At 71.9% G+C, this 23,522-nt stretch carries 18 protein-coding genes; 13 read left to right on the top strand and 5 right to left on the bottom strand.

The annotated features are described in order from the left end of the window. Nucleotides 1-102: 102 nt before the first annotated feature. The 7 genes from ACFXG1_RS14555 to ACFXG1_RS14585 are packed head-to-tail and all read left to right on the top strand — an operon-like array spanning nt 103 to nt 9,679. Nucleotides 103-1,332: a glycosyltransferase family 4 protein gene (locus ACFXG1_RS14555; protein ID WP_384742600.1), complete on the top strand. Its 1,230-nt coding sequence runs from the start codon at nt 103-105 to the stop codon at nt 1,330-1,332. 6 nt (nt 1,333-1,338) lie between these two features. Beyond that, on the top strand, nt 1,339-2,139 hold the full coding sequence (locus tag ACFXG1_RS14560) for a class I SAM-dependent methyltransferase (RefSeq protein WP_384712780.1): 801 nt from the start codon (nt 1,339-1,341) through the stop codon (nt 2,137-2,139). Beyond that, the gene (locus ACFXG1_RS14565; RefSeq protein WP_384712777.1) at nt 2,136-6,449 is read left to right on the top strand and encodes an alpha-(1->3)-arabinofuranosyltransferase family protein; all 4,314 of its coding nucleotides are present in this window, start codon (nt 2,136-2,138) and stop codon (nt 6,447-6,449) included. The genes ACFXG1_RS14560 and ACFXG1_RS14565 overlap by 4 nt, the downstream gene beginning before the upstream one ends. Next, nucleotides 6,446-7,777 (top strand): condensation protein, encoded by a 1,332-nt coding sequence (locus tag ACFXG1_RS14570; RefSeq protein WP_384742604.1) that lies wholly within the window; start codon nt 6,446-6,448, stop codon nt 7,775-7,777. The genes ACFXG1_RS14565 and ACFXG1_RS14570 overlap by 4 nt, the downstream gene beginning before the upstream one ends. After that, nucleotides 7,774-8,553 carry a methyltransferase domain-containing protein gene (locus ACFXG1_RS14575; RefSeq protein WP_384722471.1) on the top strand — a complete coding sequence of 260 codons (780 nt, stop codon included), beginning with the start codon at nt 7,774-7,776 and terminating at the stop codon, nt 8,551-8,553. Before ACFXG1_RS14570 ends, ACFXG1_RS14575 begins: the two co-directional genes overlap by 4 nt. 3 nt (nt 8,554-8,556) lie before the next feature. Then, a complete protein-coding gene (locus ACFXG1_RS14580; protein ID WP_384722474.1) occupies nt 8,557-9,489 on the top strand; it encodes a hypothetical protein in 933 nt (310 codons plus the stop codon). Continuing rightward, nucleotides 9,476-9,679: a Trm112 family protein gene (locus ACFXG1_RS14585; RefSeq protein WP_384722477.1), complete on the top strand. Its 204-nt coding sequence runs from the start codon at nt 9,476-9,478 to the stop codon at nt 9,677-9,679. Before ACFXG1_RS14580 ends, ACFXG1_RS14585 begins: the two co-directional genes overlap by 14 nt. A 61-nt stretch (nt 9,680-9,740) precedes the next feature. Here the strand turns inward: ACFXG1_RS14585 and ACFXG1_RS14590 are convergent, their stop codons facing one another. Continuing rightward, on the bottom strand, nt 9,741-10,262 hold the full coding sequence (locus ACFXG1_RS14590) for an FBP domain-containing protein (protein WP_384742609.1): 522 nt from the start codon (nt 10,260-10,262) through the stop codon (nt 9,741-9,743). 472 nt (nt 10,263-10,734) lie between these two features. Next, a complete protein-coding gene (locus ACFXG1_RS14595; RefSeq protein ID WP_384716360.1) occupies nt 10,735-11,355 on the bottom strand; it encodes a hypothetical protein in 621 nt (206 codons plus the stop codon). 276 nt (nt 11,356-11,631) lie between these two features. Between ACFXG1_RS14595 and ACFXG1_RS14600 the strand changes: the two genes are divergently transcribed. Together ACFXG1_RS14600 and ACFXG1_RS14605 are read left to right on the top strand one after the other, a co-directional pair. Continuing rightward, entirely contained in the window at nt 11,632-15,426 is a 3,795-nt protein-coding gene (locus tag ACFXG1_RS14600) for a helix-turn-helix domain-containing protein (RefSeq protein ID WP_384742612.1), read from the top strand. Between the two features lie 142 nt (nt 15,427-15,568). Further along, nucleotides 15,569-16,753, top strand: a complete 1,185-nt coding sequence (locus ACFXG1_RS14605; RefSeq protein ID WP_384716366.1) for an acyl-CoA dehydrogenase family protein — start codon at nt 15,569-15,571, stop codon at nt 16,751-16,753. Between the two features lie 6 nt (nt 16,754-16,759). Here the strand turns inward: ACFXG1_RS14605 and ACFXG1_RS14610 are convergent, their stop codons facing one another. The 3 genes from ACFXG1_RS14610 to ACFXG1_RS14620 form a co-directional block, all read right to left on the bottom strand. Next, nucleotides 16,760-16,996 carry a helix-turn-helix domain-containing protein gene (locus tag ACFXG1_RS14610; RefSeq protein WP_384716369.1) on the bottom strand — a complete coding sequence of 79 codons (237 nt, stop codon included), beginning with the start codon at nt 16,994-16,996 and terminating at the stop codon, nt 16,760-16,762. After that, entirely contained in the window at nt 16,996-17,547 is a 552-nt protein-coding gene (locus ACFXG1_RS14615) for a DUF2975 domain-containing protein (RefSeq protein ID WP_384716372.1), read from the bottom strand. The genes ACFXG1_RS14610 and ACFXG1_RS14615 overlap by 1 nt, the downstream gene beginning before the upstream one ends. A 270-nt stretch (nt 17,548-17,817) precedes the next feature. Then, entirely contained in the window at nt 17,818-18,432 is a 615-nt protein-coding gene (locus tag ACFXG1_RS14620; RefSeq protein WP_384742617.1) for an RNA polymerase sigma factor, read from the bottom strand. 215 nt (nt 18,433-18,647) lie between these two features. Here ACFXG1_RS14620 and ACFXG1_RS14625 point away from each other — a divergent pair, with 215 nt between their 5' ends. From ACFXG1_RS14625 to ACFXG1_RS14640, 4 genes are all read left to right on the top strand, one after another. Continuing rightward, nucleotides 18,648-19,646: a MerR family transcriptional regulator gene (locus ACFXG1_RS14625; protein ID WP_384742620.1), complete on the top strand. Its 999-nt coding sequence runs from the start codon at nt 18,648-18,650 to the stop codon at nt 19,644-19,646. Between the two features lie 362 nt (nt 19,647-20,008). After that, nucleotides 20,009-21,232, top strand: coding sequence for a lycopene cyclase family protein (locus tag ACFXG1_RS14630; protein ID WP_384742623.1), 1,224 nt, complete (start codon nt 20,009-20,011; stop codon nt 21,230-21,232). Next, nucleotides 21,229-21,963, top strand: coding sequence for a methyltransferase domain-containing protein (locus ACFXG1_RS14635; protein ID WP_384742626.1), 735 nt, complete (start codon nt 21,229-21,231; stop codon nt 21,961-21,963). The genes ACFXG1_RS14630 and ACFXG1_RS14635 overlap by 4 nt, the downstream gene beginning before the upstream one ends. After that, the gene (locus tag ACFXG1_RS14640) at nt 21,960-23,513 is read left to right on the top strand and encodes an FAD-dependent oxidoreductase (protein ID WP_384742629.1); all 1,554 of its coding nucleotides are present in this window, start codon (nt 21,960-21,962) and stop codon (nt 23,511-23,513) included. The genes ACFXG1_RS14635 and ACFXG1_RS14640 overlap by 4 nt, the downstream gene beginning before the upstream one ends. The last annotated feature ends 9 nt before the right edge of the window (nt 23,514-23,522 follow it).

A 23,522-nucleotide genomic window follows, 5' to 3' on the forward strand; every position in this document is an offset into this window, starting at 1 on the left:
TCCCCGACCCCGGCCTTCATCCGTCCGCCCTCCCGTGCAGAAGGCGACCCTCGCACCACGACCGCCGCACGGTTCCGCACCCTGAGACGAGTCGGAGCACCGATGCCCCAGCACGTCCCCGCTCCGCTGCGCACGGCCGGTACCCGGCCCGCTCAGCCTCCCGCGGCGCTGCCCCCCGAGCCGCGCCGCATCGTGTTCCTCTCCCGCCGCGACCTCGGCAATTCCGCCGCCGGCGGGTCCGAGATCCTGGTCGACCGGCTGGCCGAAGGACTCAGCCGGCTCGGCCACGAGGTCACCCTGGTCTGCGGTGGCCCGGCCGCGCACCGCGACTACCGTGTGGTGTCGGCCGGCGGCGACCTCGGCCACTTCGTGCGGGCCCGTAAAACCCTGGCCCAGCGGGTCGGCGCTTGCGATCTGCTGGTCGAGGTGTGCAACGGCATGCCGTATCTGGCGCCGCTGTGGCATCGCGGTCCGACGCTCTGTCTGGTCAACCATGTCCATACCGAGCTGTGGGACATGCGCTTCGGCGGCCGTGCCCTCGCGCCCGCGGGTCGGCTGGGGCGCCGGCTGGAGCACTGGGCCCTCAAGGAGGCCCAGGGACGGAACCTGATGGTCGCGGTCTCCCCGTCCACGGCCGGGGCGCTGCGCGGGATCGGCGTCGACGAGGACCGGATACGCGTCGTACACAACGGTGTCGAGGAGCCGGGGCCCGTGCTTCCGCGCTCGCCGGAGCCGTTGTTCGTGGCCCTGGGCCGGCTCGTGGAGTACAAGCGGATCGATCTGCTGCTGCGGCTGTGGGAGCGGGTCAGGCCGGTGACCGGCGGCCGGCTGGTCATCGTCGGGGACGGTCCTGAGCGGGAGCGGCTGGAGCGCGTCGCGGGTGCCGGAGTCGAGTTCGCGGGCCATGTCACGGAGGCGGAGAAGCACCGGCTGCTCAGTTCGGCCTGGCTGCTGCTGCATCCGTCGGCCGTTGAGGGGTGGGGCCTGGTGGTCACGGAGGCCGCGATCCGGTCGACCCCGACGGTCGGTTTCGATGTGCCGGGGCTGCGGGACTCGGTCGACGACGGGGTGAGCGGGGTACTGGCCCGGGGGGAGAGCGCGTTCGCCGCCGCCTGGTGCTCACTGGCGCTCGACCCGGAGCGCCGGAAGGTGATGGGGCGGGCCGCGCGCGAGCTGGCGGCCGGATACACCTGGACCAACACGGTCCGGGCGTTCCGTGATGTCGCCGTGGAGGCCGCCGCCCGGGACCGTGTCCGGGTGACCGAACCCCGGCGGAGCCGCGGTCCGGCGCGGATCGCGCCGCGGACCGCCGCGCTCCCCCGGTGGAAGTGAGGAACGATGCAAGCCCCTGGTCCAAGAGTCCGCGCCGACGCGGGTACCCCCGGGCCCCCGCGGCCGGCCGCCCGGAGCGCGGCATGGAGGGACCCCTCTTTCCGGCGCTCGTTCGCCCTGTTCCGGGCCTTTATGCGGGAACAGGACGACCCCGAGACGTGCTACACACTGCTGGCGCGGGACACCGCCGACCAGGTCGAGGCGTACGGCGGGCCGGTCAGCGGCCGGACCGTCGTCGACATCGGCGGCGGGAGCGGGTACTTCACCGCGGAGTTCCGCCGGCGCGGCGCGCACAGTTTCCTGTTCGAGCCGGATGTACGGGAGCTGGGGCCGACGCCGCCCGAGGGGGCGGTCGTCGCGGACGGCTATCTGCTGCCGCTCGCGGACGGTTCGGCCGATGTGTGCGTCTCCTCCAACGTCCTCGAACACGTCGACGATCCGCAGACTTTCCTGAGTGAGATGGTCCGCGTCACCCGCCCCGGCGGGCTGATCTACGTCTCGTTCACCAACTGGCTGTCCCCCTGGGGCGGCCATGAATGGGCGCCCTGGCACTATCTGGGCGCCGCGAGGGCCCGGGCCCGCTACGAGCGGCGCACCGGTCGTCCCGCCAAGCACACCCTCGGCGAGAACCTCTTCGCCGTGCATATCGGTCCCACCCTGCGCCAGGTACGGGCCAGGACCGACGTCACGGTGGTCTCAGCCCGCTCCCGCTACTGGCCGTTCCTGGCCGGGGCGGTGACCCGGGTGCCGGGCCTGCGTGAGTTCGCTACCTGGAATCTCCTCCTCATTCTTCGGCGGTGTCCATGACCAGTACGGCCCCAGCGGCCCAGGCTCCCCCTCCGGCGGCCGTCCGGACCACCGGTGCGACCCAGGATCCTCCCGAAGGGCCCCGGTCGCGGCGGTGGCTTCTGGGTTTCTGGGCCGTGGTGTTCGTGCTCTTCCTGGCGGTGTCGCCGGGGCGCATGACGTTCGAGACCAAGCTCGGTGTCGCCGCCGACCCGTGGCGGTTCATCGCCGACCTCGGGCAGCTGTGGCACGACCGCGGCGGTTTCGGCGGGCTCGCCGACCAGTTCATCGGGTACGCGTTCCCGATGCTCCCGTTCTACGGCCTGGCCGATCTGGTGCAGTTGCCGGTGTGGCTGGCGGAGCGGCTGTGGCTGTCGCTGGTGGTGGCCACCGCCTTCTGGGGCGCGCTGCGGCTGGCCGAACGCCTGGGCGTCGGCACCCGTTCGACCCGGCTGCTCGGTGCCGTGGTGTACGCGCTGTGGCCCACGTTCACCATCGTCGTCGGCTCCACGTCGGCCGCCGCGCTGCCCGGCGCGCTGCTGCCGTGGGTGCTGCTGCCGCTCACCGACGACCGGTACAGCGCGCGGGTCGCGGCGCTCCGCTCCGTACTGCTGATCCCGTTCATGGGCGGGGTCAACGCGGCGTCGACCCTCGCGTCGCTGCTGCCGGTGGGGCTGTATCTGCTGTCCCGGCCGAACGGCCCGCGGAAGCTGCGGCTCATCCTGTGGTGGGCGCCCGGGGTCGTCCTGGCGACGCTGTGGTGGGTGATCCCGCTGCTGCTCCTCGGGACGTACGGGGAGAACTTCCTGCCGTACATCGAGACGTCGCAGGTCACCACGGACACGATGGCGGCGACGGAGACCCTGCGCGGCGCCGGCAACTGGGTGGCGTATCTGCACCTCGGTGACGCCTGGCTGCCCGCCGGGTGGAGTGTCGCGTCGTCGGGTCTCGTGGTGGTCTGTTCGGCGCTGGCCGCGGCCCTGGGTCTCGCCGGGCTCGCCCGGCGGGATCTGCCGGAGCGCCGCTGGCTGGTGCTGACCGTGCTGACGGTCGCGCTGCTCACCCTCTCCGGATACGCGGGGAAGTTCGGCGCGCCGTTCGCGGGGTCCGTACAGGATCTGCTCGACGGGACGCTGGCGCCGTTCCGGAACATCTACAAGTTCCAGCCGGGTCTCGCGCTCGCCCTGGTCCTCGGGCTCGCGCATCTGATCGCCGTCGCGGAGCGGGAGCGCGGGGCGCGGCCGGGGCACGGGGTGCGCTGGGGGCGGCGGTACGCTCCGCTGATCGCGGCGGTGCTGGTCCTGCCCGGGCTCGCCCTGCCGTATGTCAACGGGTCGATCCTGCAACCGGGCGCGTTCCAGAAGCTGCCGACGTACTGGGAGGCCACGGCCGACTGGCTGAAGAAGAACTCGCCTGACAGCCGGGCCCTGGTGGTCCCGGCGACCGCGCACGGCATCTACACCTGGGGCTCCCCCGTCGACCAGCCCCTCGACGTACTCGCCGACTCCCCCTGGGCGCAGCGCGACTATGTGCCGTTCGGTACGCCCGGGAACCGGCGCGCCATGGACGCCGTGGAGCAGGCCCTGCTCACCGGCGCCGAGATACCGGGGCTGCGGGACTTCCTGGGCCGGGCGGGACTGCACTATGTGGTGGTCCGCAATGATCTGGACCCGGACCAGCTCGGCTATGTGCCGACGCCGACCGTGAAGCGGGCCCTGGAACAGTCCGGCTACGAGCGGGTCACGGGCCTCGGCCCGGTCATGACCGGCGGACGGATCGCGGACGACACCCCCCTCCAGGCCGAGGGGCTGTATCCGCGGCAGCGGGCGGTGGAGATCTTCGCGCCCGCCGGGGGCTCCCGGGAGCCCGGCCGGGCCGGCATCCACAACGCCGCCGACACCGCCGTGGTGTCCGGCGGACCGGAGTCGCTGCTGCCGCTCTCCGCCGACCCGTCGCTGCGCGACCGGCCCACCGTACTGACCGGGGACGAGCACCCCGGCGTCGACAAGCCGGCGCTCCAGCTCACCGGTGACGGACTGCGCCGCGCCGACACCAGGTTCGGCCTGGTGAACACCAACACCTCGTATACGTACACCGAGGACGAGCGCAATCACTCCGGCAGTACGCAGAACCCCGGAGACAAGCCGCACCAGATCCTGCCGACGAAGGGCGTCGACCGGCAGACGGTCGCGGAGCTGCGCGGGGCGCGTGAGGTGACGGCGTCCTCCAGCGGCAACTGGCTGTTCTATCTGCCGCAGTACGACCCGGTGAACGCCTTCGACGGGAACCCGGACACGGCGTGGGCCGTGGGCACGTCAGGCAGCGCGAAGGGCGAATGGCTGCGGATCGCGTTCGACGGGAAGAAGCGGCTGCCGTCGTCGCTGATGGTCACCCCGCTCCCCCAGGACAGTGTGCGGTCCGCGCCGACACGGGTGAAGGTGGAGACCGAGCAGGGCTCCGCGACCAGTCCGCTGGCGACCAACGGCAAACCCCAGTCCATCGCGGTACGTGAGGGGGAGACGAGCTGGCTGAAGCTCACCATCGTGGCGGCGGAGGCCGGGCGGCCGGGGCTGACCGGTGCCGGGTTCGCCGAGATCGGTGTTCCCGATGTCACCGTGACACGGATGCTGAAGCTGCCCGCGGACGGCGCGGAATCCGACGCGGCGGCCGAGACGGTGTCGCTGCACCGGGCGTCCGACCCGGGCGGGCTCTCCCCGGCCGGTACCGAGTCGGGGCTGCACCGCTCCTTCACCACCGGCACGGCCGGCCCGCGCGAGGTCCGGATCAGCGCCGTACCAGCACCCGGCGAGGAGCTGGACGAGCTGCTGTACGAGGTGGCGCCCGGGGCGAGCCGGCAGCGGATCGTCGCGACTGCCGACTCCACCGCCCGGCTCGGCACGGGTCTTTCGGCCCGGAATCTGACGGACGGTGATCTGACGACCGCGTGGGTCGCCGGGAGCAAGCCGGTGGTCCATCTGAAGTGGTCCGGCGAGAAGACGTCCGTGGACTCCCTGGTCCTGGGCGCAGCGGGTGGGCTCTCGGCCCGGCCCACGAAGATCGAGATCAGCTCCCCCGACGGAGCGGCGATCGCCGACGTCGACACCAACGGCTGGGCCCGTTTCCCGGCGATCAAGACCAACCAGCTCGACATCACGATCACCCGGACCGCGCCGCTGACCCTGCACAACCCGGTCGCCGACGACGATCTCCAGCTCCCCGTGGGCCTCTCCGAGCTGCATGTCCCGGCCCTGGAACACCTCCGCACCAAGCAGCCGGCCGCCGACACCCCGTTCTCCCTGGCCTGCGGCAAGGGTCCGTCGCTCACCATCGACGGGACCTCGTACGCGACCGGTGTGAAGGGCACCGTCGGGGACCTGGTCGAGCGGCGTCCCGTCGAGGTGACGCTCTGCCAGGACGGCCAGGTGAATGCGGAGCTGTCCCTGGACGCGGGCAAGCACGAGGTCGACGCCGGGGACGGGGGTCCCTTCGCGATCACCGGTGTGACCCTCACCCGGGGCACCCCGGCCGCGTCGGAGGCGAACGACCGGGCCCTCACCGTCGGCGACTGGGAGAGCGACCGCCGCGAGGTGTCGGTCGGGGCGGGCGAGGCCGTCTCGTATCTGACGACGTACGAGAACTTCAACGACGGCTGGAAGGCCACACTCAACGGGAAGGAACTCACATCGCTCCGGCTCGACGGCTGGCAGCAGGGCTTCGAGATCCCGGCGGGCGAGGGCGGCACCATCGAGCTGACGTACGAACCGTCCCGCGTCTATGTGATCGGTCTGGTCGTCAGCGGTCTCGCGCTGCTCGCGCTGATCGGTCTCGCGCTGTACCGCAGGCGTGAGGAGAACCCCGAGCACACGGCGGGTACGCCGCCGGTACCGGTACCGAGCGGGCCGGGGACGGTCCTCGGGCTGGTGGCGCTGACCCTGGTGGGCGTGGTGGTAGCCGGGTGGTTCGCGCTGCTGGTCCAGGCGCTCGCGCTGATCGCCTTCCGGCGGCACGCGCTGCTGGTGCCGATCGCGTTCGCCGCGATGGCGGGGGCGGGGATCGCGGCGGCCACCGGCGCCGGTGAGTCCCCCGCGGCCGGGGAGGGCGCGTTCGGATACCCGGCCCAGCTCCTGGCCTTCATCGCCCTGTTCGCCGCCCTGGTCACCGTCGGCGGGCTCGGACGACTCGGACGGGCACCGGGGACCGACCCCGGCTCTGGCTCCGGCTCCGGCACAGGACCTGGCTCCGGACCTGGCTCCGGTCCCGGCAAGGGCACGGCGTCGGGTGCTCCCGGCACTCCCGGCTCTCCCGGCACTCCCGGAGGTGGCGTCCAGTGACGGCCGAGGGCGGGCCCGCGCGGGCCGCGCGGCCCGCCCTCGTACCGTTCCCCGTCGTCGACGAGATCGCCCGGCACTGCCTCGCGGAGGAGGAGCCCGAGTCCATCCATATCGAGGTCAGGCTGCCGGGGCGGCCCGACCCGGCACGGCTGCGACGGGCGTTCACCGAGGCCCTGCGCCGCCACCCGCGCGCCCGGGTGCGCCAGGCGCCGGGCCCCTGGTACCGGCGCCGCTACTGGTGGGAGTTGACCGAGGCGCCGGAACCGGAGGTGGACGTGGTGACGGTCCCTGCGCCGGAACCGGAGGCGCTGGAACGGGCGAGGGAGCGCTGTCTGGCCTCGGCTCCCCCGCTGTCGGCGTCCCCGCCGATCCGCCTTGAACTCGTCGGCGACCCCGAACGGCCCGGCGGTACGGCCCTGTTCCTCACCGTCAACCACACCCCGCTCGACGCCCTCTCGTCCCTGCGGGTCCTCGCGACGGCCGCCGAGCTGTACGGCGGCCGGGCCGGCGCCCCGGCGGCGACCCCGGTCCGCGCCGCCCCCGGCGGCCGGGCCGCGGCGCCCGGGCCGCCCCTGTGGACACCGTCCGCCCGGGTGGCCCGCGGCACCCCGTCCGGCCACCCGGGCAATGGGATGCTGGTGGCCGACCTGGCCGTGCCGCGGCGTCCGCCGGGCGCCGCGTACACCGTGAACGACCGGCTCATGGTCGCCACCGCACTCATGATCGCGCGCTGGAACCAGGAGCAAGGCGCCCCACCCCGCCCGATACGGATCACCATGCCGGTGGACGACCGGCCGCGCGGCACCGATATGCCCCTGGGGAACGGCACCCGACTCGTCGAAGTCCCCTTCACCCCGGCCGAGCTGGCCTCGGGCGAGCGCGCCGCCGCCGCACGGGACCCGGACGCCATGGACGAGCTGCTGCGCCGCACCGCCGACCGTACCCGCGCGCTCAAGGCCGTACCCCGCCCACAGCTCGGATACGGGGCCGCTCTGCTGACGGCGCCGGTGGTACCGGTGGCGTGGCGGGCCGCCGTGACCCGCGGTCTGCGGCGGGCGGCGGCGCCGTGGACGTCCACGGCGCTGCTGAGCAATATCGGACGTACGCCGTACGCCCTGGACTTCGGCGACGCGGGCCGCGCGGACGCCCTGTGGTTCTCGGCGCCCGCCCGGATGCCCCGGGGGCTCAGTGTGACGACGGCGTCCACGGCGGGGCGGCTGCATCTCGCGCTGCGCTGGTCGAAGGCGCTGCTCGCGCGGAAGGACGGGGCGAGACTGCTGGAACTGTTCGAGGACTACCTGGACGCCACGGATGGAGGTCCGGGATGAAGACGACGGACACGAGCACACACGCGCACACATCGCCCCCCGGCCCGGCGACCGGCACCGCGCCCCGGGGGCTTCGGGAGTTCTACGAGAATCCCGCCGTACCCGTCGCCTCGGGACGGGCCCGCAGCCTGCGACAGGCCCGGATACTCGCCGCCGCGCTCGGCCCCGCCGCCGAGCGGCCCGCCGTCGTCCTCGACGTCGGCTGCGGTGACGGCACGGCAGCAGCCACCGCGGCGCCGCTGCTCGCGGGGCACCGGGTCGTCGGCGTCGACTGGTCCCAGGACGCCCTGCGCCGGGCCCGGACCCGGATGGCCGATGTGGTACGCGGCGAACTCGCTCCCGACCGGCTGCCGTTCAGGTCAGGGGTGGCCGACGCCGTGCTGTTCAGTGAGGTGATCGAGCATCTGGTCGATCCGGACAGCGCCCTGGACGAACTACGGCGGGTACTGCGCCCCGGCGGCCATCTGATGCTCTCCACCCCGAACCTGGCCGCCTGGTACAACCGGTCCCTGCTGCTCGCCGGTGTCCAGCCCGTCTTCTCCGAGGTCAGCCTGCGCGCCATTCACGGCCGCCCCGGCACCGAGGTCGTCGGACACCTCCGGCTGTACACGGCCCGCGCGCTGCGGCAGTTCGTGGCCGCGTCCGGCTTCGACGTGGTCCGGATCGCGGGCGCCCCCTTCCACGGTGTGCCGCGCCCGATGCGCCCCCTGGACCGGCTGGCGTGCGCGGCCCCCTCGCTCGCCTCGATCCTGCTGCTGCACGCGCGAAGGGCGTAATCCGTGTGGTGGGGAGTGGCCGCCGCACTGCTGGCGAACGTGCTCTACAGCACGGGATTCGTCCTGGAGAAACGGGCGCTCGGAAGCATGCCCGCCGTCTCGGTCCGGGAGCCCGTACGGCTGCTGCGGCTGGTCCTCCGGAGCCCGCTGTGGATCGGCGGCTCCTTGGCGCTGGCCGCCGGATTCGGGGCGCAGCTCATCGTCTACCGGACGCTGCCGATCGCCGCCGCGCAGGGCATCTTCGTCTCCGGACTCGTACTGCTCCTGCTGCTGTCGGCGCGGCTGCTCGGCGAGCGGACCTCGGGACGGGAACGGCTGGCGATCGGGGCGATCCTCGTCGCCCTCGTGATGGTGGTCCTCTCCCTCTCCCCGGACACCGACACCGTCGGCACCGACGCGCCGGTGCCGCTGATCCTGCTGGTCTGTGTGCCGTCCCTGGGGGCGGGGCTGTGGCTGTACGCCGTCGCCGAGCGCCGGGCCCGGCGCCCGCACCGAAGGCGGACGACGGGGGTCGAGTACGGGATCGCCCTGGGGCTGCTGTACGGGGTGAGCTCGTTGGCGATCAAGGGGTTGTCGGGCCCGCTGGCCGGACTGCCCGACCGGCCCGTCGCCGCGCTGCTCGATGTGCTGGGCTCCCCGTACCCGTACCTCCTGTTGTTCACCGGCGCGTTCGGGCTGATCATGTCGCAGGCGGCCCTCCAGCACTGCCGGGTATCCCTGGTCGTGCCGGTGTCCACGACGGTGACGAGCGTGTTCACGGCCGTTCTGGGTACGTTCGCGTTCGGTGAGGCGCTCCCCGGCGACCCGGCGCGGCTGGCGCTGCGGATCGCGGGCACCCTGCTGGCCGTTTCGGTGCTCCTCGCGATGCCGAAGCACGACCGTCCACCGCCCCCGACGACATCCGCCAAGGAGCTGACCGCCCATGAACCCCGATGACCCGCTGCTGGCCATCCTCGTCTGCCCGCTGGACAAGGGTCCGCTGCTGCTGACCTCCGACGCCCTGTACAACCCCCGGCTGCGACGCCGCTACCCCATTGAGAACGGCGTCCCCCAGTTGCGCCCGTCGTCCGGCGAAGCGGTGTCCGACGAGGATCACGCGAGGCTGGTCGGCACTCCGAGCCCGTGACACCCGGGGTCGGCCGGTACGGGAGGCCGGTGCATGGCCTCCCGTACCGGACGCCGGGTGATCACCTTCTCCGTCTGCCGGTCCGCTGCGGTTCGGACACCGAACGGATGAAGGTGATCGTGCGGGAACGCATCCCCACCCGGCGCGCCTCGATCATTTCGTCGACCGGAGGGTCGAAGGGCTGACGGATCGGTTTGCTGTGCAGCTTCACCGCGCAGTCGAGATCGGTGCACAGGAGCAGGCCGATCGTGTTCAGCCGCTCGCGCTTGTCACGGGACGGGCGTCTGGCGGTGAACAGCGAGACCTCGTTGAACCGCCGGGTGAACCGGCACAGGTCGCACATCATCGCGCGCGATCCGTGTGCCGCGTCGTTCGGGGCCTGCCGCAGCAGCACGCCCAGCGCCTGCCCCTCGGCCTCCGTGACGAGGTACGCGCGCTGCGGGGAGCGCAGATCCCGCCACCCCAGGTAGTCGACCCGGTCCCAGCGGACGTCGTCGAACCAGACGGGCAGTCGTACCTTGTTCTCACTCGGTTCCAGGTTCACGATCGCGCCGCGTACCTCTTCGCGGGTCATCGGACGCATGACGTCTCCCCCCGGGTCCCTACGAACTGACCTGGGAGAGTCCTTTTGATGCTGGACACTCGGGGTGCTCCTTGCTGAGAAATCCGTGATGACAGCAAGAGCAGGCCGAGCGGCTCGACGAAGACACCCACCCCGTTCGCCGCGATGTACCCGCGGGATCGAAGGTGTGGGCTGGTTCAGAACACCGGAGAATCACGTCCGGTCCGCCGTCGGTGAACGACGGCGTCAGGAAGACGGACGGCTAGCCGATGCGGCGAGGCGCGCTCGGCACGGACCGAAACATAAAGTCTCTTTTCCGGGACACAGCAGGCCGGCCCCGTTCAGCTCGAAGGAACTCCGCCAGACAACACCAGTCCCCCGGCGGGGGCAACTGATTTTCCGCGGGGCGGCCCGAGCGACGCGCTGCGGCCGGTCCCCCCTGTCTGGGAGACCGGCCGCAGCATTCGTTCATCGCGGGATCAGGCGCTGGAGGTCACCGCAGCCTCATGGAAGACGCCTTGTTGTTCATGTTCCCCAGACGCTTCATGGAGTCGCGGTACCCGGTCTGCTTGCCCTTGAAGTTGCGGTGCTCGTACAGGTTGATCTGGCACTTGGAGAAGCCCCTGAAGGAGGAGATCCGGTCGTTCCACGACCGAAACGTGACACCGAGGTCGCGTATGGCGTGCTCCACGCCGTTGTCGTTGTCGCATCCACGGGAGGCGTAGTGGATGAGAGCGGGCGGACTCTTGTGATCCTCACGGTCGTAGTAGACGGCGATCGGCACGGTGGTGATGCCGGGGGCCGGTGTTCCGTCCGCGTTGACCTGGGCGTTCAGGCGCTTTGCGAACGTCGGGTCGGCCATTGCGGTGCGGGCGTCGAGGGGGGCGTCGGTCACCGCGCCGCCGGTGGCGTGGCGGATCGCTTCGCGGAAGGTGGCGTAGCAGGTGACAGCGCCGGTCTCCACACGCTCCGTGCAGTTGGGGCCGGTCTGCGCGACGGTGCCGGTGGTCCCGGTCTGTGCGGCGTTCGCGGACTGTACAGCCCCGAAGGGGAGGGCCAGTGCCGCGATGGCGAGGCCGGGCAGGGCGAGACGGTTGCGGAATACGGATTCCATGTGTTCTCCCAGTCGTCTTGTGTGTCCGGCAGTAGCTGCGCGGGGCCCGGGCCGGCGGCCTTGCGGTGCGTCTGCCGGGCTGGTGTTGCCTGCCGTTCTGTGGTTCGCCACCGAATATCCGCCTGCGAAGTGTTGTTCCGCAGGGCGGTTCGACTAAGGAAACAAAGTCGCCCCAGGGGTATCCGGTGTCGGGCGTCGGCTTGAATCTCGCCTTGTGGGCGTCCCGTGGGGGCTCGTAGCATCCGGCGGGCGGTCACACCCGGAGGGGGTCAGCCTGTGGGACGTCGGGAGTTACCCATCGATCCGGACGAGGGGCCGGTGCAGCGCTTCGCCCTCGAGTTGCGGAAGCTGCGCGGACAGGCGGGCGGTGTCACCTACCGGGCCATGGCGCGCCGGGTCCCCTTCTCGGTGACGACACTTTCGCGGGCGGCGGCCGGCGAGCAGCTCCCGTCGCTGGAGGTGGCCCTGGCCTACGCCGGGGCGTGTGGCGGTGACGTGGAGGAGTGGAAACGGCGCTGGCGCGAGGTGTCGGAGGAGATCGCGCAGCAGGTTCTGGCGGATGACGACGGTACGGAGTCGCCGTATCAGGGTCTGGCCCGTTTCGAGCCCGGTGACCGGGACCGGTTCTTCGGGCGGGACGATCTGATCGCGAAGGCGCTTGAGCTGGTGTCGGGGCACCGGTTCGCCGCCGTCTTCGGCCCCTCCGGCAGCGGCAAATCGTCCCTCCTTCGAGCCGGCCTCGTCCCCGCCCTCCGCGAACACGGCCACGGTCTGACCGCGATCCGCATCCTCACCCCCGGCGAACACCCCCTGCACACCCACACCACCGCACTCACCCCCAAAACGACGAATGCGAACGGGGCTGTTCAGGGCGACACCCTGCTCTTGGTCGACCAGTTCGAAGAACTCTTCACCCTGTGCACCGACCCCGCCGAACGCACCGCCTTCATCGACCACCTCCTCACCGCACGCGACCCCGACAGCCACCTGCGCGTGATCATCGCCGTCCGCGCCGACTTCTACACCCACTGCGCCACACACCGCGACCTCGCCGACGCCCTCACCCACGCCGCCCTCCTGGTCGGACCCATGACCCCGCCGGAGCTGCGCGAGACCATCGTCGGCCCCGCTCAGGCAGCCGGGCTGATCGTCGAACGCGAACTGACCGCCCGCCTGATCACCGAGGTGGAGAACGAGCCCGGCGGACTCCCCCTGCTGTCACACGTCCTGCGGGAAACCTGGCGACGGCGCCGCGGCCGCACCCTCACCACGGCCGCCTACGAAGCCGCAGGCGGCATCCACGGCGCGATCACCCGCACCGCCGAAGAAGCCTTCACCAGCCTCACCGGCGAACAGCAACGCCTGGCCCGCCAGATCCTGCTCCGGCTCATCACCCCAGGCGACGGCTCCCCCGACACCCGCCGCCCGGTCACCCGCTCCGAACTCGACCTCGGCGACACCACCCAGATCACCCTCGTGGTCGACCGCCTCGCCCGCGCCCGTCTCCTCACCCTCGACAACGACACCGTCGACCTCGCCCACGAAGCCCTCATCACCGCCTGGCCCCGCCTCAACACCTGGATCGAAAAGGACCGCGAACGCCTCCGCGCCCACCGCCACCTCACCGAAGCCACCCACACCTGGTACGACCTGCTCCTGGACCCCGGCGCCCTCTACCGAGGCACCCGCCTCACCACCGCCCAACAACACTTCACCGGCACCCAGGCAACCACCACACTCACCCCAGCCGAACAAGCATTCCTCACCGCCAGCCACACCGCACATACCCGCGACACCCGCCGCCGTCGCACCCTCCTCACCACCCTCACCGTGCTGACGGTCCTCGCCCTCATCGCAGGCACCATCGCCTGGCACCAGAACAAGACCAGCACCCGCCGACAAGCCGAGGCCGAAGCCCGACGCATCACGACGGTCGCCCAGGCACTGCGCACCACGGACCCCAAGCGCGCCATGCGCCTCAGCCTCGCCGCCTGGCGGCTCGCCGACACCACCGAAACCCGCTCCGCACTCCTCGGAGCCATGGCCCAGCGGGAGAAGGGGGATTTCAGCGTTCCGGAAGGGGATCAGTCCGACAGCAGTTCTATTCAGCTGACGGCGGACGGCCGGACGGCTGTGTCGGTCAGAGCAGACCGGATCAAGACCTGGGACCTGCGCGACCCGAGCCGCACCCGTACCTACCCGGGGCCCGGGAAGCTGGCCGAAACGGTGCTCACCCTCGCGCCGAATGTCCGCACCCTGGTTTCTTCTGAGGAGGGCGGCTTAGTGGTGTGGGACATACGAGCCGGCCGGGTGATCAAGCGACTCCCCGGCGGTGGATCTACACCGCTCGTGCTCAGTTGGGACGGGCTCTCGCTGGCCGCGCCGACGGAGGCCGGTGCCGTTGAAGTCTGGGATATGAGCGGCGGTCGGCGACTGCTCACGGTGACTCCCGAGCGCCCGGAAAGTATCGAAGCCATGGAGCTCAGCGCGGATGGCCGTCGGCTCGCGGTCTGCAAGCTCGGTCGGTCGCCTGAGGTGTGGAACGTCGTCACGAAGAGGCGGCTCGCCACTCCGTGGGCGGGGCGGCTGGGGAAAGATCATGCTTGTTCCTTGGGAGAATTCGGCCTCTCGCCGGACGGCCGCTCCATGGCTATCGTGACCGATGCGGGGATCCGTCGCTGGGACCTCGGCTCGGGCCGGGAGCTGCCCGGACTGCCGGGCGCGCGACCCGGCTGGCTGGGCTTCAGCCAGGACAGTGCTTACCTGACCGCTAGCGGTCAGGACGAACTGTTCGTGTGGAATTTGGAGTTTCCAGAGGTCTCACCATTCCGGTATCCCCTGGTCAACGCGCTCCGGTTCGCCGTGGACACGACCGAGGGATCCCTCCGGTACATGAACGACGGCGAAGCGACGGTGAGATCGCTGTTTCTCGGGCCAGCAGTGTCGGATCGGTGGAGGCGGGAGGGCCATGTCATCGGACAGTTGACCGAGGATGGCCGTACCTTCGCCACGTTGAACCACAGCGACGACGGCACGGGGTTGCTCCGGCTGTTGGACACACCCAGCGGCCGGGTCGTCGGCACACCGACCAGGGAGCCGTGCGTACAGACTCAGAAAAGGCCCACGAACAACACTGTCACGCCCTGTCCAAACGAGGCCACATTCAGCGCCGACGGCCGATACTTCGCCCACCGAACGCCCAGCACCGGGCGACTGGCCATCTGGGACATGACCGCCCGCCGGGAACACGCGAGCCTGTCGACACCCCCCAATCAAGAAGACTTCCCGCAATACGGCGGCTTCGCTCTGAGCCCTGACGGTCATCACCTGTATCTGTCGATAGACGAACGCGACGAGTACTTTGTGGAGATCTGGGACATTCGCGCAGGAGGTCGCGGCCGCAAGGTCGGGAAACTCCCGGGAATCGGAGGGAGCCTGGCCGTACGGAGTGATGGCGCCGGGCTCGTGGGCTACAAGAGCTACAGCGGTTCCTTTGCCGACCTCGGCACCGGGCGGGTGACCCAGCGAGACCTCTCCAACACGGACATCCTGGCCTTCAGCCCCAACAGCCTGCACGTCGCCGTGGGGGACCGAGCGGGCAGAGTCACCCTGCGGGACGGAAAGCTGGAAAACCGTCTGGCAACGCTGATGCCTCCCGACAACGACACGAGCCCCAGTACGCCAATCGGCAAAGACACCGGCACCGCCGTCGCCGGTCCCTCCCACGAGGCTCCGCTGAGGGTGGCTGCCGGAGTCACCGCCCTGGCCTTCTCCCCGGACGGAGCCACCCTTGCCGTGGGGAACGGGTCGGGAAGCGTCCAGCTCTGGGACGTAGCATCCAGCCAACGCATGGGATCCCCCCTCCTCACCCCCGGTGACCCGATCCTCTCCCTCGCCTTCAGCCCCGACGGACGCACCCTCTACACGGCGGGACTGTACTCGGGGCTGGAAACCTACGACCTCGACCTCCGCCGGATGGCCGCCGCAGTATGCAAGCGCGCAGGGTCCGGGCTCACCCGCGCCGAATGGCGCACCCATCTTCCCGACCTGCCCTACCGCGACACCTGCTGAATGAGCGCCCTGTCGGAGATCTCCGCAGCCGTCCTTTGTGCATCCGGCCGGATCAACTACGTTACGCAGATGCGGCATTGACAGTCGCCGGGATCGGGGCCACGGTGAGGTTTTTCCGTGATCCGAGACCGGAGGTCACCCCTTGGCCGGTTCGTCAGCACCTCGTTCGGACACCGATCTCGTCGAGCGTGTACGTGAGCTCCGGCCGCTGATCGCCTCGCACGCCGCCCGCGCGGAGCGGCAGCGGCGGGTGACGAGTGAGGTCGTCGAGGCCTTCACCGGTGCCGGGATCGTCCGGATGAACGTCCCGCGCCACTACGGGGGGTATCAGACGTCCCTGCGGACCCAGGTCGACGCGCTGAGCGAGATCTCGGCCGCGTGCGGGTCGGCCGGGTACATGGCGATGATCCAGTCCAGCGGCGGGTTCATCGCGGCCCTGTTCCCCGACGAGGCGCAGGACGAGATCTTCACCGGTCCTGACGTACGGATCGGCGGCACCCTCATCCCGAGCTCCAAGGCCGTTCCGGTGGACGGCGGATACCTCGTGAACGGGAACTCCCCGTTCGCGACCGGGTGCCAGGACGCCGACTGGCATCTGCTGACCGCGTTGGACGAGACCGGGGAGGGCCCGCCGGAGGTGCTGTGGCTGGCGGTCCCGATGGCCGATCTGGAGGTGCTGGACGACTGGGACGTCTCCGGGCTGACCGGGAGCGGCAGCAACACCGTCGCCGCCCGGAACGTCCTGGTGCCCGCCCGTCGCGTCCTGCCGGTGGGCCCGTTGCTGGCGGGGTCGTTCCCGTCGCGGCGCAACAGTACCGACCCCTTCTACAACATGCCGATACTGCTGCTGTTCTGTACCTGGACGGCCGCGAGCGCCCTCGGCCTGGCACGGGCGGCTCTGGCGGAGTTCGGCGACCGTATCCATCAGCGGGGCATCACCTACACCTTTTATGCGCACCAGCACGAGGCCACGGTGACACACCTCCAGTTCGCCGAGGCCGCGATGAAGGTCTCCTCCGCGGAACTGCTCACCGCCGACCTGGTGGAGCTGATCGAATCCAAGACGGCCGGCGGAGAGCCGTACACGACGGAGGAGCGGGCCCGGGTCAGGGCGCAGTGCGGCTATCTGGTGCGGTTGTGCAAGGAGGCCGCCGACCTGATCGGGTCGGCCTCGGGCGCCTCGTCCCTGCACCGGGAGATACCGATCCAGCGGATCGTACGGGACCTCAACGCCCTCACCGTGCACTCGTTCATCAACCCCGCCACCAATCTGGAGCTGTACGGCAGGGTCCTGTCCGGAGTCGACCCCAGGACACCCTTCCTTTAGGGCGTGCTACGGACCCCGCTCCCCCGGGTCGTGTGTGATCAGGTCTCCCGGCTGGCACCGCAGGACCTCGCAGATCCTCGCCAGGGTCGAGAACCGGATGGCCTTGGCCCGGCCGTTCTTCAGGACGGACAGGTTGACGACGGTGATACCGACCTCCGCGGACAGTTCGGTCAGCGTCATGCCGCGCTCGACGAGAAGCCTGTCGAGGTGGATCCGGATCGCTTGAGCTTCCTCTTCGGACATCAGACGGTCCCTTCGAGGTCCTCTCGCATGCGTACGCCCTCGCGCATGATCTTCCCCATGACGACCGCGGCGAGGCCGGCGAGGACGAGCGCCAGCGGCCCGGAGAGCGTCGGCCCCGAACCCGCGATCGGCGCCATGCTCCCGACGAGCCAGGACTGCGACCAGCCGGCGAGGAGGCCGACCAGCGGCGTGCCGACGGTGACGAACCAGCCGAGAACCGAGAGGCGCTGCGCCGTCGCCTCGGTGAACGGCCCCTCAAGCAGCACCGCCTTGAGCATCCGGGAGAAGAGCAGCAGCGCGAGCGCGCCGAACAGCAGCCAGGGCAGCTCGCTCCCGATGTCGGCGACGCGCTGCCCCACCGAGGGATCGTCCCGGCACAGGCGCGTGGCACTGGCGGACACCTCCACTCCCGTGCCCACCGGCAGTGGGTCCGCCAGTGGGACATTGCGCCAGAAGTCGGTCCGGGCACAGACCGCCCCGTCGTCGAGTATGCGCCTGACGCCCTTGCCGAAGAAGACGAGCCCGCAGAGTCCCGCCAGTGCGAAGGTCACCGAGGACAGAGTCCTCGTGAGTCGCGTGTCCATACACTTCCCCCTATCGATTTTCGATATGCCCAAGATAGCGGAGCATATCGATAATCGACAAGTCCGAAGCCGTCGACAGGTGGCCGGCCGTGGTTCGGCCGGGAGGCCCGGGGCGGGCGGATCGCAGAGCGGGCGGGGGTATCTACGGCGTGGGAGGTCGCGTTCCCGGCGCGGGCCCGGGGGTCGGCGGGCGCGGCACGGCGCATCTTCGCGGCACCGGCCGCGCCCCCGGCGTCATCACCCCTGTACGGCCTCCTCGGCGGTGCGGTCCTGCTCGATGCGCTCACGCAGCCGGTGCAGGCCACGCCGGGTATGGCTCTTCACGGTGCCCAGGGGCAGCCCGGTGCGTTCGGCGATCTGAGCCTGGGTCAGGTCCTCGTAGAAGGCCAGGCGCAGCACCTCGCGCTGGCCGTGCGGCAGCCGGGACAGGGCGCCGGCCAGCAGCACCCGGTTCAGGACCTCCTCCGGCGCGCCCTCCTCGGGCCACCGCCGATCGGCCTCGTGCGCCACGGCGTCGACCAGGGTGTGACGCCTCGTCCTGGCCGTGAGCGCGTCGACGATCTTGCGGCGGGTGATGCCGACGAGCCAGCCGCCGAGTGGTCCACGATCCGCGCGGTAACCGTCCCGTCCGCGCCAGGCGCCGAGGAACACCTGCTGCGTGACGTCCTCGGCCTCGTGGGCGTCGCCGAGCGAGCGGGTGGCCATGGTGTGGACGAGGGTGCCCCAACGCCGGTAGACGTCCGCGAAGGCGTACTCGTCGGCCGCGAGCAGTCCGCGGGTGAGTTCGTCCTCGTGGCGGGGCGCCCTCGCGGCCGGGGGGCGGGCGTCGGCGCTTCGCGTGTCGGTGGACATGGTCTGTTCCCCCTGCCTTCGCGTCGTACGTGGCGGATGGCCGCCGCGGCCCGCGGAGCGGGTCCGGGCGGCACGGCCGGCGCTGTCACCGGCCCGCGTCGTGTCACCGGCCGGCGTTGCCACCGATCGGCGCTGCCACCGGCCGGTGCGTCGCAGTCTTGTGAGCGGGAACCGCACCCACAACTTGCGTCGCTTGTGCGTCGTAAGGTGTTGGAGTGGACACGACGGGGGACCTCGGCGCCCGCGCCGGGATAGGGCGCGACGGCGGGTTGACCACCGGCGAGGTGGCGAGGCGGCTGGGTGTGGCGCCGACGACGGTCCGTTCGTGGGACCGCCGTTACGGGCTCGGCCCGGCCCTGCGCGCGGACGGCCGGCAACGCCGCTGGACCGCCGGGGACATGGCCCGTCTTGAGCGGATGTGCGCGCTGACGTCGACCGGTCTGCCGCCCGCCGAGGCGGCGCGTCTGGCCCTCCGCGAGACGGGATCGCACCCTCCCTCGGCCGACGGGGGCGCCGGGCGTGTCCCTCCTCCGGCCGCCCCCGGGCGCAGCCGCGCCGGAACGGGTCTGCGGCTCGGCGGTGCGCGCCGGGAGTGCAAGGGAGTCGCCCGTGCCGCCCTGCGCCTCGACGCCGCCGCTCTCGACGGGCTGCTGGCGGCCGCGATCGAGGAACACGGCCTGGTCGCGGCGTGGACGGAGGTGATCATGCCGACCCTGCGGGCGGTCGGCCGCAAGTGGGAGAGTTCGGGGGAACGGTACGTCGAGGTCGAGCACTTCCTGTCCTGGCATGTCTCGGGGGCGCTGCGGCGCCATGCGCCGCATGTGGTGGCCGGGCGTCCCGGTGCCACCACGGTCCTCGCCTGCGTCCCCGGGGAGAACCACACCCTGCCGCTTGAGGCGCTGGCCGCCGCGCTGGCCGAAAAGGGGCTTCCGGTACGGATGTTCGGCGGCGCACTGCCCGCCGAGTCCCTCGTGGCCGCGGTACGCAGAACCGGCCCGGCCGCGGTGGGGCTGTGGGCACAGTCCCGTACCACGGCCAGCCCGCCGCTGGCCCGGCACGTCGCGGCGATCGAGTGGGGGGTGCGCGGCGCCCGCAGGAGGCCGGTCGTCCTGACCCTCGGCCCCGGCTGGGCCGGGCGGACCATGCCGGGGCTGCCCCGGCCCCCGGGTCTTGCGGAGGCCGTCGCGGCGGTGGAGTCGGCCGTGTCCGGGTGAGGTGGCGCCGCATCCTGGGTACCCGCACGTGGTGGCGCCTGGCCTCGTCGGGGGGAACGTGTTGTGGTGGCTGTCGTGCCCCGGGATCCGTCGCTTCGGGAACGGCCCCGGGGTGATACGTCAGGACGGATTCGGGCCGTGCGCGAGGGCACCGGCGCGGAACGAGCGAGCGGGAACACGGGAAACCGCATCCACGGGCCGCCGTCGTACGGAAGACACCATACGGAAGCCACCATGAGGAAGAGCCGTGGGCTGCCCCTGCGAGTGGGAGTGGATGTGAGAAGCGTCGGCGCGTGGGTGCGGGTGGCGGCCGGAGCCCCGGGTGTACGCGGCGGAGCCCCCGCCGTCGAACGGCGCGCCGGGTGAGCCCGCGGTCCCGTCCGGCCGGGGATCCCTGCGATGTGATCATCATCGGTGGCGGCGCGGCCGGACTCGGTCTCGCGTACCGGCTGGCCGAGCCCGCGTCCTTCGCCGTCACCCTGGTGGAGGCCCCCGAAGGGCCGCTGCGGCCCGCCGAGCGGACCTGGTGCTACTGGGACCGGGGCACCGGTGAGTTCGACGAGGCGGTCAGCGCCTCCTGGTCCCGGCTGCGGGTGCACGGTACCGACGGCCGGGCGACCACCGTGGATCCGGCTCCTTTGACCTACCGCATGCTCCGGTCGGCGGATTTCGAACGGCTGGTCCACTCCCGGCTGGCCCGCTCCCCCGCTGTCCGTGTCGTGCGCGCGACGGCGGACGCGGTACGCGACACGGCGGGCGGTGCCGAGGTCCGCTGTACGACGCCCGACGGCGGGACGCTGGCGCTCCGCGCCCGGCACGTCTTCGACTCCCGCCCGATGCGCTCCCCGCCACCGGCGAGGACCCGTCTGACTCAGCACTTCCGCGGCTGGTTCGTGCGCACGGCCGGGGACCGGTTCGACCCCGCCGTCGCCGATCTGATGGACTTCCGGGTGCCTCAGCCGCGCCACGGGCTCGCCTTCGGCTACGTACTCCCCCTGGCATCGGACCGGGCGCTCGTCGAGTACACCGAGTTCTCCCGGACCCCCCTGACCACCGAGGCGTACGATGCCGCACTGACCCGCTACTGCCAAAACGTCCTGGCGCTCGGCCGGCTGACCGTGGACTCCGCCGAACAGGGCCGTATCCCCATGACCGACGCGCGGTTCGCCCGCCGGGTGGGGGCCTCCGTGTTCCGGATCGGGACCGCGGGCGGGGCTACCCGCCCCTCGACGGGCTACACCTTCGCCGCGGCGCAGCGACAGAGCAGGGCCGTCGCCGCGGCCCTGCGCGCGGGCCGCGCGACCGTGCCCCCGCCGCACGGGCGGCGGGCGCTCGCCATGGACGCCGTACTGCTGCGGGCCCTGGACACCGGGCGGATCGACGGCCCCGACTTCTTCACCGGGCTGTTCCGGCGCGTCCCGCCGGAACGCCTGCTGCGTTTCCTGGACGGCGGCACGTCGTGCCGGGAGGAGTGGGCCATCGGCCTGAGCACCCCCGTGGGCGCCATGCTCCGTACCGCCGTCGAACTGCCCTTCCTGCCCCGCCGTCCGCCACCGGCCCCCCACCCCGGAGAACACCGCCGATGACACTGCTGCGCGACCACGACCTGGCACGGGCCTTCGACCATGCCGCGGCCACCTACGACCGTCTCACCGGTCTCAACCCGGGCTACCGCACCGACCTCGTCCGTTCGGCGCGCCGACTGCGGCTGCCCCGGGGCGGAGCCGGTCTGCATGTGCTGGACCTCGGCTGCGGAACCGGCGCCTCCACCAGGGCGCTGCTGCGGGCGGCGCCGCGGGCCCGGATCACGGCCGTCGACGCCTCGTCGGGGATGCTGGAGCGCGCGCTGGCCAAACCGTGGCCGGACCGCGTGCGCTTCCGGCATCTGACCGCGGAGGAGGCGACGACGGCCGGGGAAGGGCCGTACGACGCGGTGTTCGCCGCCTATCTGTTCCGCAATGTCACCGACCCGGACGCGGTCCTGCGGGCCGTACGCTCCCTGCTTCGACCGGGCGGCAGGCTGGCCGTCCACGAGTACAGCCTCAGCGGCGCCCGCGTCCACCGCGGCCTGTGGACGGCCGTCTGCCGCGGCGTGGTCGTTCCCCTGGGGACGCTGACCGGCGATCGCGCCCTCTACCGGCATCTGTGGCGCAGCGTCCTCGACTTCGACACCGTGCGGGACTTCACCGCCCGGCTGGCGGACGCGGGATACACCGGTGTGCGCACGGCCCCCGTCGCCGGCTGGCAGACCGGTATCGCGCACACCTTCGTGGCCCGTAACGGTGCCGCCGCGCCGCGCCCGGCGGAGGCCCGGTGAACGGCCGCGGGAACACGGCCCGCAGGGGGCGTGACCGCAAGGCCGAGATCCTGTTCCCCCTGGGCGGCCGGGAGCGGCTGGCACCGTACGACGCACCCGCCGTCGCCGTCGCCGGCGGGGGCATCGCCGGTCTCGCCGCGGCCACCCTGCTGGCCGAACGAGGCGCCCGGGTCACCCTCTACGAGCGGGGGGAGTCTCTCGGCGGACGGCTCGCGGGCCGGCGCACCCGCCTCGCCGACGGGTCCCCGGTGACCATGAGCCGCGGCTTCCACGCCTTCTTCCGCCAGTACTACAATCTGCGCGGCCTGCTGCGGCGGACCGATCCCGGTCTCGAACGCCTCCGCCCGCTGCCGGACTATCCGCTGCGGCACAGCGGCGGACTGACCGACAGTTTCGCCCGCGTTCCGCGCACCCCTCCGTTCAGCGCCCTCGGCTTCGTCGCCCTCAGCCCGACGTTCGGCTGGCGCGACCTCGCCGCGATGGACGCCCGTGCCGCGCTGCCCCTCCTCGACGTCCGGGTGCCCGAGGTCTACGAACGCTTCGACGGCATGAGCGCGACGGCGTTCCTGGAGCGGGTCCGCTTCCCCGCGGCGGCGCACCATCTGGCCTTCGAGGTGTTCTCCCGCAGCTTCTTCGCCGACCCGCGGGAGCTGTCCGCCGCGGAGCTGCTCCTGATGTTCCACATCTACTTCCTCGGCTCCGCCGAGGGGCTGCTCTTCGACGTGCCGACGGAGCCCTTCCCCCAGGCGCTGTGGGAGCCGCTCGGCGGCTATCTCCAGAGCCTGGGTGCCGATATCCGCACCGGCACACCCGTACGCGGCGTCCGCCCCCGCGGCCGTGAGGGGGTGGAGGTGCGGACCGACGGGGCCGTGGACCGGTACGACGCCGCCGTGCTCGCCCTCGACCCCGGAGCGCTGCGCGGCCTGGTCGCCGCGTCACCCGGCCTCGGCACCCCGGCCTGGCGCGAGGACATCGCCTCCTTGGCGACCGCCCCGCCCTTCCTCGTCTCCCGGCTCTGGCTCGACCGGCCGGTCCGCGCCGACCGGCCCGGATTCCTCGGCACCAGCGGCTACGACGGCCTCGACAACATCAGCGTCCTCGACCGCTACGAGGGGGAGGCCGCGCGCTGGGCAGCCCGCGGCGGCGGCTCCGTCGTCGAACTCCACGCGTACGCCGTCGCCCCGGACACCCCGCGGGAAGTCGTACAGGACCGTCTCGTCGGAAGTCTGCGCCGGGTGTATCCGGAGACCCGCGAGGCGCGGATCGTGGACGCCCGGCACGAATGGCACGCGGACTGCCCCTTCTTCCCCACCGGCTCCTACCTCCGGCGGCCCGCCGTCGTGACCCCCCACCCGGAGATCGCGCTGGCCGGTGACGCGATCCGCTGCGACCTGCCCGTCGCCCTGATGGAACGGGCGGCCACCACCGGGTTCCTGGCGGCCGGGGCCCTGCTCGCGGGCTGGGGCGTACGCGGACAGCCGCTGTGGACGGTGCCCCGGGCCGGCCGGTCCCGCGCGTTGCGGGCGCTGGCCGGAGCCGGAGCCCCCTGAACGGCCGGC

Origin of the sequence: Streptomyces sp. NPDC059248 (genome assembly GCF_042753905.1) — a bacterium.
Lineage (GTDB): Bacteria > Actinomycetota > Actinomycetes > Streptomycetales > Streptomycetaceae > Streptomyces.

Bases quoted from the DNA above. Each gene is read 5' to 3' on its own strand.
- ACFXG1_RS14610 (WP_384716369.1), bottom strand. From the start codon at position 16,996: ATGTCCGAAGAGGAAGCTCAAGCGATCCGGATCCACCTCGACAGGCTT.
- ACFXG1_RS14595 (WP_384716360.1), bottom strand. From the start codon at position 11,355: ATGGAATCCGTATTCCGCAACCGTCTCGCCCTGCCCGGCCTCGCCATC.
- ACFXG1_RS14560 (WP_384712780.1), top strand. From the start codon at position 1,339: ATGCAAGCCCCTGGTCCAAGAGTCCGCGCCGACGCGGGTACCCCCGGG.
- ACFXG1_RS14575 (WP_384722471.1), top strand. From the start codon at position 7,774: ATGAAGACGACGGACACGAGCACACACGCGCACACATCGCCCCCCGGC.
- ACFXG1_RS14635 (WP_384742626.1), top strand. From the start codon at position 21,229: ATGACACTGCTGCGCGACCACGACCTGGCACGGGCCTTCGACCATGCC.
- ACFXG1_RS14555 (WP_384742600.1), top strand. From the start codon at position 103: ATGCCCCAGCACGTCCCCGCTCCGCTGCGCACGGCCGGTACCCGGCCC.
- ACFXG1_RS14565 (WP_384712777.1), top strand. From the start codon at position 2,136: ATGACCAGTACGGCCCCAGCGGCCCAGGCTCCCCCTCCGGCGGCCGTC.
- ACFXG1_RS14585 (WP_384722477.1), top strand. From the start codon at position 9,476: ATGAACCCCGATGACCCGCTGCTGGCCATCCTCGTCTGCCCGCTGGAC.
- ACFXG1_RS14620 (WP_384742617.1), bottom strand. From the start codon at position 18,432: ATGTCCACCGACACGCGAAGCGCCGACGCCCGCCCCCCGGCCGCGAGG.
- ACFXG1_RS14590 (WP_384742609.1), bottom strand. From the start codon at position 10,262: ATGCGTCCGATGACCCGCGAAGAGGTACGCGGCGCGATCGTGAACCTG.